The organism is Deltaproteobacteria bacterium PRO3 (assembly GCA_030263375.1).
GTDB lineage: Bacteria > UBA10199 > UBA10199 > DSSB01 > DSSB01 > DSSB01.
On the sequence record SZOV01000096.1, the window covers coordinates 1 to 12,414 of the forward strand.

Annotated in this window: 8 protein-coding genes; 5 read left to right on the forward strand and 3 right to left on the reverse strand. The window is 59.6% G+C overall.

Going from position 1 to position 12,414, the window contains the following annotated elements; translation table 11 throughout:
- The first annotated feature begins 248 nt into the window (after positions 1-248).
- Together FBR05_12655 and FBR05_12660 are read left to right on the forward strand one after the other, a co-directional pair.
- Positions 249-2,252, forward strand: coding sequence for a hypothetical protein (locus tag FBR05_12655; protein ID MDL1873029.1), 2,004 nt, complete (start codon positions 249-251; stop codon positions 2,250-2,252).
- 218 nt (positions 2,253-2,470) lie between these two features.
- The gene (locus tag FBR05_12660; GenBank protein MDL1873030.1) at positions 2,471-4,858 is read left to right on the forward strand and encodes a hypothetical protein; all 2,388 of its coding nucleotides are present in this window, start codon (positions 2,471-2,473) and stop codon (positions 4,856-4,858) included.
- A 382-nt stretch (positions 4,859-5,240) separates the two neighbouring features.
- Here FBR05_12660 and FBR05_12665 read toward each other — a convergent pair whose 3' ends face one another.
- From FBR05_12665 to FBR05_12675, 3 genes are all read right to left on the reverse strand, one after another.
- Positions 5,241-5,687 (reverse strand): hypothetical protein, encoded by a 447-nt coding sequence (locus FBR05_12665; GenBank protein ID MDL1873031.1) that lies wholly within the window; start codon positions 5,685-5,687, stop codon positions 5,241-5,243.
- A 102-nt stretch (positions 5,688-5,789) separates the two neighbouring features.
- The gene (locus tag FBR05_12670; protein MDL1873032.1) at positions 5,790-6,248 is read right to left on the reverse strand and encodes a hypothetical protein; all 459 of its coding nucleotides are present in this window, start codon (positions 6,246-6,248) and stop codon (positions 5,790-5,792) included.
- A 17-nt stretch (positions 6,249-6,265) separates the two neighbouring features.
- Complete coding sequence (locus FBR05_12675) at positions 6,266-8,002, reverse strand: hypothetical protein (protein MDL1873033.1); 1,737 nt, start codon at positions 8,000-8,002, stop codon at positions 6,266-6,268.
- Between the two features lie 434 nt (positions 8,003-8,436).
- On the opposite strand from FBR05_12675, the gene FBR05_12680 reads away from it, so the two are divergent.
- The 3 genes from FBR05_12680 to FBR05_12690 all read left to right on the forward strand — a co-directional run bounded on the left by FBR05_12680 (position 8,437) and on the right by FBR05_12690 (position 12,035).
- A complete protein-coding gene (locus tag FBR05_12680) occupies positions 8,437-8,754 on the forward strand; it encodes a hypothetical protein (GenBank protein MDL1873034.1) in 318 nt (105 codons plus the stop codon).
- 311 nt (positions 8,755-9,065) lie between these two features.
- Complete coding sequence (locus FBR05_12685; protein ID MDL1873035.1) at positions 9,066-11,648, forward strand: hypothetical protein; 2,583 nt, start codon at positions 9,066-9,068, stop codon at positions 11,646-11,648.
- 3 nt (positions 11,649-11,651) lie between these two features.
- The gene (locus tag FBR05_12690) at positions 11,652-12,035 is read left to right on the forward strand and encodes a DoxX protein (protein ID MDL1873036.1); all 384 of its coding nucleotides are present in this window, start codon (positions 11,652-11,654) and stop codon (positions 12,033-12,035) included.
- Positions 12,036-12,414 lie beyond the last annotated feature (379 nt).

A 12,414-nucleotide genomic window follows, 5' to 3' on the forward strand; every position in this document is an offset into this window, starting at 1 on the left:
TTGGTCCTATAAATCGTACTTGGGCAACGAATTTTCGTGCGGTGCGATAAAACGTCATCAAATGAACGGTTATGAGACTTCGTCCCCACTCCATGCATGGCGAGGCCGCGCCTCGCTTTGACTCGAGGACTTCCCAGAATCACGCCGGGATGGCGCCCCTTTTGGAAAAGGCTGGTGGCCTGAGGCGAGAGCTCGAGCAATTGCGTTTGGAATCGGATCCTCGGTTATTTTTCGAAGGCCTATTCCGGATGGCGGAGCGGGAAGAGGCGCGAGAAAATAATTCCTTCGCGGTCGAGGTCTTTGCCTGGATTCAGGCGCATGGGGATAGCGAGGTCTCCGTCGCGGCTCAAAATAAACTCTCGATGATGCGCGGGGAGGGTTCCTTCGGCGAACGGGCCGAGGGACTGCTGCGCCGCTTCGCGCGGGAGGCCGGAGATCCTGCGGCCTTGCTGGCAATGGTGGCGGGCGGCGGCGTCTATCGCGCGACGAAACTCGCGACGATGGCCAGGCTTTCGGGTGGGGTCGGGTGGTTCGGCAGGGGCGCGGGCCTGAGGTTCGCAGGGAGCTTCGTCGGGTTGGCCGCGGAGGCCCCGGTCTTCACGACGGTCGCACGGGTCGGCCATGGAAAGGAACCTTTTGGTGCGGGATGGGGGGAGGAATTGAAATCCGCCTATCTCGTGTTGGGTGGTTTGAAATCAATGGGCGGCGTCTCGAAGCGCCTGTCTCAGGACGTAGAGAACGCGAAAGTCAAAAGTCTCCTGGCCTATGGTGGCATGTACGGCGGGATCATGACAGGACATGGATTGGAAACCGCCATCGGATTGCGGGAGTGGCGGATAGGGGGCACCGAGTGGATTGAAGGATTGGCGACCTTGCTACAATTCAAGGTCTCGGGCGATTTGTTGGCGCGGGCCGGCGGGATGAGACGCCGCGAGATCGAAATAAAATGGACCATTGCGGAGGAAAATCTCTTCGCTGGCCTTCCGCGGGCGGCGAACGACGGCGCCTATCCGCCCATCGAGCCGGCCGCCAACGGACCGCATCGCCGGGCAGTCGAGCAAACCTGGGCACTCGCCGCCGTCGGCGAGCATTGGAACGTGACCGAGGGCCCGGAGCCGACCGGCCCGGCTAGGTTTTCCGTCTTGGCCTCCCAAGGAGAGGATTCGGGGGGAGGCGGCGGCCCTAAGTCCAAGACTGGAGTAAAATCCAGGACAGGACGACGCACCTCGAGGGACCCCGTTTCCCCGCGTTCCGAAACCGCGACGGGCGATGAGGAGTCGGCGCGGGTCATTCAAAGAGCCGGCGAGGGCGAAGCCAAAGCCTTGGCGAAGTTGTTTTCCCAACCGCAGCCGCCGCGAGTCTTGCTGCATTTCAACAGCCGTCTCGAATCCGCCGCCCCGGAGGTTTCCGGGAAAATATTGCCGTACTTGAGGGAAGCCGACCTTCGGGAGGCCGAGAGGGTGTATCACCAGCAGCCTTGGCTCGTGATCAACTTGATGACCTCGCTGGCAGGATTGGGCCATCCTCGGGCCAAAAAATTATTGCCCGATATGCTGAAGCCCAAGGACTTGTCCTGGACCGATGAGGGCGAGTTGCGCCGCGCACAAAGGGAGGCCTATTGGGCCAAGCGAGACCCGAGCTTGTCCCTGGCGAAGGAGGGCGGCAAGGCGAAGGGCGCAAGGACGAAACAGGCCGCGAAACGGCAACGAAGCCCTTCCAGAAAAAGGAGGACCCCTGAAGAAATGGCCGACGAGGCGGCGAGGTCCGAAAGCCAGAGGCAAAAGGTTCGGCGGGTCGCAAAGTCTGGGTCGCGAGAAAAGAACGAAGCGGCCTCGTTACCGCGCGATGAGGCCTCCTCGGCCGGGTCTTTGGAAGGGCTCGCCGTATCCGAGAGCAAGGGCTCACAAGCCCGGTACAGCGACCGCGAGATCCGAGCGGCCTACGCTCAGCTCAACTCGATGCTCAAGGGACAACTCACGGTTAACCCGTCGCTGCTTCTGGAAGCCGAGGGCATTCTGCGAGGCTTCTTTGAGGCCCGTCAAATGAACCAATTCACTGTGGAAGGTGTGGCCGTGACCGAAATGGTAGAGGCGCTAAAATCGGGCATGGGCGCCGGCGGAGAGTTGGGCGCGGCTTGCGAGAGGATCCTCGCCGCCGACAGGGTGCTGGGACCCTATCTGGCCATCCGGAAGCACCGGCCGCAAGGCCTCACCGAGTCCGAAGAGCCGTCCGGAATCAAAGATGAGCGTTGAAGGATAGGTGAGCAGTTAATAAAGGTTCAGTGGTATCTCGACTCGCCGAGAGTGTAACGGGAAAGGAAAAAATGACGACTTTGTTGGAGAGGCGGGGCGCCGTCCTTGGCGGCCCCGGAATTTCTCATGCCGAAAATCCACCGAAAACGCCGCGGGCCGGGCAGGCCCTGAGCGCCGTCCTGGGGGCTTTACCGCCGAATTCCGAGGAGCATCTTGGCTTGTCGAGGGAGCTGGAGTCATTGGGCCGGGAAACGGACGAGGGCATTTTCGACGCGGAGCTGTGGCGGATCGCGGTCCGCGAGGAAGCTCGCGGAAACTCGGATTTCGCCCTTCGCGCCTACGGCTGGCTCGCCGAAAACGGGGGCGTCGAGGCCCGCGCGCGGGCCGCGGAAAGCCTGTCGCATGCCAATGGAATGGGCGGCGCCGGTTCCCGATTCGAGGATTTGTCCCGGCGCTTCGCGAAGGAGACCGGCGATCCGGCGACCTTGCTCGCGATGGCCGTGGGCGGCGGCGTCTACCGCGCCACGCGTTTGGCGGCGATGACCCGATTGGCCGGAGGAGCCGGCGCGCTGGGGCGGGGCCTGGGCCTGAAGATCGCGGGAAGCGCGGCGGGTCTCGCGGTGGAGGCGCCCGCCTTCACGGCCGTAGCAAGATGGTGCGGCGGCCGCGGCATTTCCGACGCAGGTTTCAAAGAGGAACTCCTGTCCAGCTACCTGGTCTTGGGCGGATTGAAGGCCATGGGAGGGGCGGCGACGAGGCTATCGCAAGGCCTGGGCCGTCCCGCGCTGGAGAGATGGATCGGAATCGGCGGCATGTACGGCGGGATCATGGCGGGTCACGGCCTGGAGACCGCCGTCGGCCTGCGCGAGTGGAGGCCGGGAGGCGCCGAATGGGCCGAGGGCCTGGCGCTTTTGGTCCAATTTCGCGCCTCCGGTAAGATCCTGAACCAATTGGGCGGCGCGCGGTATCGCGGTCTCGAACGGGAGCTGGACCTGCGCGCGGATCGCTTGGCCGAATGGGGAGCGATCGACCGGGTCCAGGCGGCCAACGACGGTCTATATCCGAAGATCCTGCCGGCGGCGAACGGCCCGCACCGCGAGGCCGAGGCTATCGACCTTAAAATGGCGGTCGGTTGGGAAGTGACGCACTTGAAATCCGAGCCGGCGTCGCCGCGGGGCCTGCGTGTCTTGGCGAGCCAGGGACCCGCCGACGGCGACAGCGGAGCGGTGCCCGTCGCAGTGAATCGAAGGCAGCAGGGGAGAAGCATCGAAATCGAGGTCACCAAAAAGTTGGAGGCGGCCAAGGAAGTTCCCGGCAAGAGTTCCGCTCCTAAAGAACCGGCACGCAGCGGAGAGGGTTGGGCCTACCTGAGGGATTATGGAAGGGGGCTCTACCGCTTGCAGGTCTCCGAGCTCCCGGAAGGGAGACGCGGCGTCATGCCGACGAGCTATGTTTCCGAGCTTTTTCTCAACCCCACGGGACGCAACGCGGGCCAGCTGACGGTCGTCGTCGAAAGCCTTCGAGACGAACCCGGCTATCCCAAAAGACATATCCTGCAAATCGAACGGGACCAATGGGAAGACCTGGGTTTTGTCTGGCCCGAGGCGTCGCGGGCTTTTCCTATCTTGTCCAGGCAAGTCATCGCTTTGGAGTCCGGAGACACGATCTTGGAGGGATGGTTCGGACGATTGGAAGGCTATGCCCGCCAATTACCCTGGAACAACGAGCAAATCAGGGAGATCGGGGTGTTGATCGGGCAATGCGAGGAGCTGGGGGCGGTCATGAAACGGCCCCTTCCCCGTTTGGATCGCTTCCTCGAGGCCTATGGGGATCGGATGATTTTGTCGGAACCGAAAGCTCCCGCGGCGAGGGAGATGACTTGGCTCTCCCTCCACAGCCGACAAGGCATTCAAGTATCCCTCCGGCGGATCAGCGACGAGGGCGGCATCCCCCAGGGGATTTCGTCGGCAAAGGCGGTGGTTGGACGCCTGATGGGACAGGAGTCGGACCCTCTGCGAAACACCTCGCGCGGCGCTATTCGGATTCAAGCGCTTCAACAGGGTTATTATTCCTTGCGTCTTCAGTATCAGGAGAATGGGAGATACCCGACCTTGGATCTTATCGTGAACTCCGAAAACGCCAGGGCCTTGGGCCTGGAAATCTTGAGAGACAGATTGCTGATCCCGACCGAGCCCATGCCGGCCGTGGAGTTCAAGGTGTTGGGGAAGGCCACGGTGGAGCGGCCCTGGGTGACGCTCTTTTCACCGCAGGGCGACAGCCTCAGCCTGCAGAGCGACGGTTGGAAGGCCCGCCACCATGCCTTGCTGATGGACGGAGAGGCGGTGTATGGCACCTTGACTCCCAAAGGCGATCCGAGGTTCGGTGATTCTCTGCTGGTCCCCTCCGTGGAGAACGAGACAGGTGAGTTTTACAACTTCGAGTTGAGTTACCGATCTAAATTCGGACTCGAAAGAAAGGTTATAATTAGCCTTAACTCCTCCCAAGCCCAGTCACTGGGTTTTGAGTTGGAGGTTTGGGGACTTCGGATCCCTAAGCATTCCTATTTACTAGTCAAGGTTCAGGAGGATGGCGTTTCCTCGAGATAAGCCCCCGGTGAAAGATCCCACGACTTCCCCGAAGGGCTCGCCCTATTACCTAGGGAGAGTGGAATCCGGCAGGTCAGTTGGGAAAGGGCAAACTCACTGGTCCTCAAATTTTATGGAAAACTATTGTGGGTCCCGTAAAATTGCGGTCTCCCTGTGGCGGTGAGGGTTTTTAACGGGCCCGCGCAGGATCGGTCATAGGTGAGTGTCGCGTTGTTCGAAGGGAAAGCATCCGCGTCCAAGCCAACTTTAAGAATAGAGCTCTCGTTCTATCGTCTTCCGGTTTCGTTCAAATTTCCGCGCTACCTACCTCCCTGAAAAGCTCTATTTGCTCTCGCTCTTCTATGGTCAAATGCTTATATCTCTTACCCATTTCCCTCCCCAATCATCTAGGATCGGACACTTCCGCTTTGAATTCGGTTTTGTTGATGGTGCATATCACGCTCTGGAGAATATTTTGCGTGGTTCCCATGCCACCCGCATAGGCAACACTACACTCGACAATATTATCAGGGCTAAATGTTTCAATCACTATTTTTTGAAACTCTGCTATCTGGATGCGGCAAACCTCTGCAGTGTAATAATTATTAATACCAGGATAATGCGGTAACTCCAGAGGGCAAACGTGCGATACGGCTAAGCGAGTTCCTGTAGGCGCATTGGTTAAGGTGTCAGAGACAATTTTAAAAGAAGACTCGTTTCGCGACCTCAAGCCATTTAACACCTTGTTGGGATCGGTATTGGATTTGGGCGGCGGACTATCATCATGATTATTACAACCTGTAAGAAAAAAGGCCGCAACCGCAGCGCCAGCAAAAATAATAGGTATCATAGGTGAATCTCCTTTCGATTAAAATTTCGCTAAATACTTTTCTGATGGTGAAGCTAGAGTTTGCAAAGGGATGTTATCGCAAGGTGTCAGTAAGTTGCGACCTCAGAAGTTCGGCCTGTCCATATGGTATAGTAAATCTATTTGGTTGCCGAATCCTCGGAACAACTCGGATAGACCGCAAAATAGCCCGGCCTTGAAAAGGCCTGCGATTCCGGAGGATTTTTGCCAGGATTGCACTTCAAAGAAGCGCGCTAATGAATTGAGGTTGTCAATCCCGGACGCTTGCCTCGTCTCGGATTCGGGCGCGAAGTCGTCGCGATGCCGGACGATGTTCCATCCACTTCTTCGCAGGGCACCCTCTAAGTTCTTGGCAGGGGCGGCTTTGATGACGCTGGAGGCGGCTCCCGAGCCGATGATTCCGGCGAGCCCTTGGGAAAGCCCCTCAAGGTCCGGACCGACAAGAGGTTCTTCTGCTTCACAGGTTAGGCGGGCGGACTCACGGGAATGGCCCTCGGAATCCTCGCATACGGGAAATTTAGGGGAAGAAATGGGAGGCGTCATTTGGATCTCCTGAGGCGTTATCGGTTGAGGGCCGGGTCGGGCAGCGTGGGATCGGGATACCTTTCGAAATCGGCCTCCGCATCGTAGCTTTTGCCGCCGTGCTCGAAGGGATTGAATTCAGGGGAGAGGGTCGCGTCCGCGTATTGGGCGATGCCGAGGATGAGGACACCGCGGGTCAATCTATCCAATCCGTTGGAAGTTGCCGCTCCGGTCTTTTGCAGCAAATACAATTGCTCGCCGCTTAGGGGCGGCAATCCCTTGAACAGCCAAGCCGAGCCTGCTTTTTTGAGGTAATTCCAGGGCCTCAGGGCGAAATCTACCCAAGTACTCGATGAAGACCATCTTGCCGTCGCCGTCACTCCGAGCGCCTCGGCTTCCTTCTCCGCGGCGACGGCGGCTTTTCCCAAGGAGCTTCCACCCAAGGGACGGGAGAATGTCGCGCTTTTCCACCAGGTTTGGGCTGTTTGTCTCAAGGTGGTGGCGCGGGTGAGGCGGGTGGCGTCTCCTAGGAAGGTGAAGGCTCGCCGCGAGGCGAAAATAATCAAAGCTCCGTCGACGGCCCTGCCGACGCCGTCCATGGCGGCCTCGTCGGACCAGTTACGGTATTCGGTGGGTTCGTCGATCAGTTGCAGGCCTCCCAGGATGTTGGTGGAACCCACGGCGAAAAGATTGACGAAACCCGCAAGAGGATCGCCGTCGATATCCGAAATGACTTCTCGGGCTTTAGTCCTGAGTTCGTCGTCAAAAGCGGGATCGTCCGTGGCCGCTTTTACGGACAGGAAGCGGAGCACGGTCTTGGCGAAGGAGACGTTGTTGCGCCTGCCGCTGAGATTCCAGGCGCTCTCCATCCAACCGCCGTGCATGCGGCTGTTGCCGCCGCCGTAACCCAGAATGCCGGGACGCTCGCCCACGGCAAAGTCGTATAGGGCGTTGTAACGTTCCTTGGGATCCTCGGTTGTGAGTATGCCGTGTAGCTTCGTCGCGCAGAGTTCTTCCTCTAGAACGGCGCGAGTTTCTTCATCAAGAAGGGCCAGGGCAGACTCGAGATCGCCGTTCAGCGCCCAGGATTCTTTGCTCTCGATCCCAGCTGCAATCGCGGCTTCCAAGGCCTCAATGACCGCTTCGCGCTCTCGGTACTTTCCTTCGGCTGCACCCTCCGCGGCGGCGTCACCGACCAGGGCGGGACTCTCCGTCCAAAGGTTTCTCGCGAGGGAAGGCAGGAAACCCACTATGTTGACCGCCGTCTTGCCGAGTCCCTTTGCGGCGAAGGTGCGGTGGGCCAGGCTCAATTCATCCAATCGAATGCCCTCGTTATACAGGCGGATCGCGTCGAGCATCGGCTGGAAGCGGGTCTCCGAGCCGAAGGCCCTCATGTTTTCGGCAAGGGGCCCGTAGCGCATCTTCATCAAGTCGTCGATGCTGCCCAGGAATTTCTCGACTTCGATCGCGGCGGCCTGCTCTGGAGCCAGGTTGGCGGAGATCAGCTTTTGGGTCTCCTCCAAATCGAGCGATTTGTCGCCGTTGGCGTCGGAAGAACGCAGCAGATCGATCCATGCCGCTTCCTGCTCGAGGCTCGTCGTTTCGACCTTTCCGCCCGCCAGCAAACGATTCAGTTCGCCGGTCTGCACGTCCAGCACGAGGTCCGTGCCGCGGAATTGCTTGGCGGCTTGATGGACCTCCATACCCAGCAGGTTCTCCAGATGGAGGGAGTCCAAGGGTGCGATGTTGACATTGGAAATTTTTGGCGGGGTCATGAAATGCTCCTCGATCTGAAGGCGGGGCCGGCAAAGCGAGGAAAATTCCGACGCTGAAGCGCCCCCATACCAAAGGGATTATCGCAGTGGGCGGGGCAGTGTTTCGTCCCATAAATAGTACCTGCAAAATCGAGCGATTTGCCGAAACCGCGCGCAGGATGGGACGATATTCTTGGCAGGGATAGAGAAAGTGTAAGGGAAAAATGACCATCGCTTTTCACGTGAACGCTTATTTTGCCCCTCCTGCTCCTGCGCCGGAGGAAACGATTCCCGTCCAGGCTCAGCCCGCGCCGGTCCAAAGTCCGCAAGCGGAGCCGGATCAGCCCATTGTCGTGCGAGCCCCTTCGCGGGTCGACGGTGCCGCAACGCCGGCGCCGCAATCTCCCCGGAAGAAAGTTCCTTGCCTGCAGTTGCCCGTTTACCCCGCGGAGGGTGTGAGTTTTCACAGGCCGCGGACCATCGAGGAATACAAGGCCCTCTTGGTTCTGGCTACGCGCAGCACTTGGACCGACCGGTTCAGCGAGGCGGACTACCTGAGGATGGAGCAATGGTTGGGTATGGATAAGTACCGTCCGAAAGTCCCCACCAGGACCTGCGAAGCCGTTGCAGAAGGGCAGACGAACCAAAACTCGGGCGAGGTCGATGCTACAACGCCCGCCGCCGCGTCCATGCCGACCGTGGTCGTGCCCGCGGATCCCAATTCCCGCAAATCCCAGACCCCGGCGCCCCGTCCGCGGGGGACCTATTATTGAGGTAAGGGCCGAATGGGCAAAGTATCATGTAGAATATCGTCGAAATATAACCACGCGTCCTATAAATAGTACTTCTGCAACAGGTGCAAAGTTCGAGCGATAATAGCCCATCGATAGGGCAGGCTATGAAACTAATTGCGTCTGTATCTCAAAGCGAAACTGCGTCACAGAAACACGCCCCCTTCCATTCCGAACGCCTGGATCAGTCCTCCTTGTCCAAGATCCGCGACCAAGCCCTGTCATCCGAGTGGCTCCAATTACAAAGAGAAAGCGATCCTGAATTACGTAGCCAGGGGCTATGGAACGCCGCAATGCGAGAAGAACTGCGCGGAAATCTCGCCTTCGCCTCCGAGGCCTACGCCTGGCTCTCGGAGCATGGGACGGAAATTGTCCGGGAGAAGGCCCGAGAACGCCTGGGTTTATTGGAAGGCCAAGGGGCCTTCGGGCAGCGCTTCGAGCACCTGCTGCGAGGCTTTGCCAGGGATGCGAGCGACCCCGCGATGCTGTTGGCGATGGGAATCGGCGGGGGCGTCTACAAGGCGACGAAGCTGGCGACGATGAGCCGGTTGGTCGGTAGCTCGGGATATTTAGGCCGAGGCATGGGGATGAAATTGGCCGGCGGCATGGCGGGCTATGCCCTGGAGGCGCCGGTGTTCACGGTAGTGGGGCGTTGGGGCCGGGGCGAGAAGTTGTTAGGCCCTGGATTAAAGGAAGAGCTCTTGTCGAGCTACCTCGTCCTAGGCGCGATGAAGGGCGTGGGTGGCCTGTCGAGGCAATTGAGCCGTGGGTGGGGTCATACACGATTGGAGAAATTTGCGGGAGACGTCGGTCTCTACGGCGGGATCCTGTTGGGTCACAAGCTCGAAGCCCGAACCGGCCTAAGACCCTGGCAGGAAGGGGGGCAGGAGTGGGCCGATGGGCTGGCGATGTTTTTCCAACTGAAGGCCTCAGGTAGAATCTTGAATCACCTGGGAGGCGAACGATACCGGATGGTGGAGCGGGACTTGGAGTATCGCTCCGAACGCTTGGCGGACTGGGGCGACATCGAGCGGGTGAAGGCGGCCAACGACGGCGCTTATCAAACGCCGCTTCCGAGAATCGGCCGAGCGGCGGATCCAAGCGAGCGGGCGGCCAACGACGCGAAGTATGAGGCGCCGAACTCCCTGGCCATGCCCTTGGCTTCCGGCGCGGAGGCATTCCACACCATAGGCGATAAAAGCGGTTTCGAATCGGAGTTGCCATCGCAAGGCCTCGGGTCGGAGCATGCGGGGCCCTTCAAAGTTTATGCGGCGGACACGAAGGGTTCCGATCCAAACCTTTGGCAAAGGGTCGTCCATATCGTGAGGGGATTTCCAGGCTCGGTCCAGACCCTTAATTACGGAGCGATGCCGGCGATGGGCGAAGGCGGGGAGGTAGCCGAGAAGGCCGCGCCGAGCGGGTTCCAAGCGGAATATTCCGAGCTGAAATTTTTGGATGTCAGGTTGATCTCGGACCCCGGCGTTTTCCTTTTACGGGACCTGGAGGGATCCTTCTGGATCGGGCTGGGAAAAGCCGTGGGTCGGGGAGACATCTCCCATTGGAAGGAAACCTTCCCTTATTTTTCAAAATTTCAGGTCCTTTCCTCTCCTAAAATTGTCAAGCAGGGCCAATACGCGACGGTGTCCTGGTTTGGGGAGCTGTTCTCCTCGGAGGCGATCGCCGCCATCCGGACGCTGGACCTTTCGGAATGGAACCTCGAGTCGCGTTGGGTCCAATCCATCAGGAAGCTCGCTTTTTCTCACCCCAATTTGGATTTTCTCGAGGAGGTGCTGATCGGAGGCGAGGTGCTTCGCCCCTCCGAGGCGGAAAAGCGGTTGCGGGAAAAATTACTCGAATTTCGCCACGGCGAAACGGAGTATAACGACTTCACCGATAAGGATGTCCATCCCTTCCGACGCATGCAAGCGTTGCGCGAGGCCGAATTGGACCAAATTTTCACTTTCGGAGATTTCGCCTATCTTGACTCCGTCCTCCAGGTGCTTGGCGTCTTTCTCGACCCGACGGTCTCCAAGCAGGCGATGGTGGATTCCGTTCGGCCTTTGCGGCGTCCGGGCGGTTACCCCCACGCCCTGCGCCTGGAGGCGGCGCGCATCTTCGTCGATGCGGTCGAATTGTCGGGATCCACCGAATTGGCCGAGGCCGGCACGAAGGCCTTTTGGAAAATCTTGGACGATCCCCGCGTCGTCTCCGACTACGGGGTGCCTCGCCAAGAAAGGACGGCCATGGAGGCGCGGGTGAGAAGGGATTTATTTCCCCTGCTGGTGCGTCTTTTGCCTTACCTCCCCACCGATTCGATCGAGGTGACGGAAGGATTTCTAAGGTTGGACCGAGCTAAGTGGCTGAGGACCTGGGATGAAATAAGTTTGAAAAATCTTCAGGCGGGCCGAAATATTCCGGAGCGAGAGGATTCCGCGTACCGCCACGAGGGGTCGGTCCGCCCCGCGCCTCTCGAGGGCTTTGTCCCCGCGGGCTTGGCCTATGCCTATTATCTCGAGGCGGCCTCGCCCTATCAGCTGGAGTTATCCCTGCCCGTGCGAAAAAACGCCGGGTATTGGTTTTCCGGCCTCCTATTGGCCGCGGAAAACGGACATCCGGAGGCCCTGCGGGCACTGACCATCTGGGCTCAGCACGAATGGTGGGCCGCTCAGGTGATCGAGTCCCTTCCGGTGGAAGGAGGAGTGCGACGCTCTTTGGAAGCGCCTTGGCGCGAGACGGACCGGATCGCCGCGCGCCGCCTGCACGAATTGACGGAGAAGAGAAAAACGGAGTTGGAATCCACCTGGGTGGGCCTGTGGGTAAAGGCGATGTTTCCCGAGATGTTTACAAGACCCGCCACCGCTTCCGAAGAGGAATGACCCATGACGACCGACTCTCCTTCGATCGTTCTGTGCCGATGGTTCCTGGCCTTCCTCCTGCTGGTCTTCGGCGCCAACGGCATCCTGCGATTTCTCCCCGTCCCCCAGCTTCCCCCGAGGGCCGAGGCCTTTCGCCGGGCGCTTTCCGAAACCGGCTACATGACGCCGCTTTGGAAGGCCGTGGAATTTCTAGGGGCCGTTCTTCTCCTGCTGAACCTCTGGGTTCCCTTCGCCCTGGTCCTGCTGGCGCCGGTCTTGGTCAATATTTTTTGTTTTCATCTCTTCCTGGCGCGGAAGGGCCTGCCGCTGGCCGCGGCGCTTCTGGGCTGCGAGGGAATCCTGGCATGGCGGCATCGCGACGCCTTCGCTGCGCTCTTCGGCGCCTAGGCTTCACTTGCGGCGGCTCAACTTCGTCTGGCGGGTTCCACGATCCTCGCGCACGTCGCGCGATTCCTTGAAATTTCCCTTGAGCTTGCGCGGCTTCACGGCGAGCTCGTTGCGGTCGTCTCCCAGTTTTTTCGGGGCGAGTTTGGTCTTTTTCTTGGAGGGCATAAATTTCCTTTCTTGAGAAATCATGGCCCGGCGCCGGGCGCCTGGCCATGACGGAAGTCAGATTTTACCCCAGCGGCAAACGGGCTCGATAAAAGCCGTCCTTCGCCGAATAGGCCAGCGCAAAGCCGAGCCTTTGGCAGATTTCCTGCATCGCCCGGTTTTCCGGCAGCATTACCGCCGTCACGGGGCCCCAGCCCTCGGCGCGGGCGATCTC

Bases quoted from the DNA above. Each gene is read 5' to 3' on its own strand.
- FBR05_12665 (MDL1873031.1), bottom strand. From the start codon at position 5,687: ATGATACCTATTATTTTTGCTGGCGCTGCGGTTGCGGCCTTTTTTCTT.
- FBR05_12685 (MDL1873035.1), top strand. From the start codon at position 9,066: ATGCGAGAAGAACTGCGCGGAAATCTCGCCTTCGCCTCCGAGGCCTAC.
- FBR05_12655 (MDL1873029.1), top strand. From the start codon at position 249: ATGGCGGAGCGGGAAGAGGCGCGAGAAAATAATTCCTTCGCGGTCGAG.
- FBR05_12675 (MDL1873033.1), bottom strand. From the start codon at position 8,002: ATGACCCCGCCAAAAATTTCCAATGTCAACATCGCACCCTTGGACTCC.
- FBR05_12670 (MDL1873032.1), bottom strand. From the start codon at position 6,248: ATGACGCCTCCCATTTCTTCCCCTAAATTTCCCGTATGCGAGGATTCC.
- FBR05_12690 (MDL1873036.1), top strand. From the start codon at position 11,652: ATGACGACCGACTCTCCTTCGATCGTTCTGTGCCGATGGTTCCTGGCC.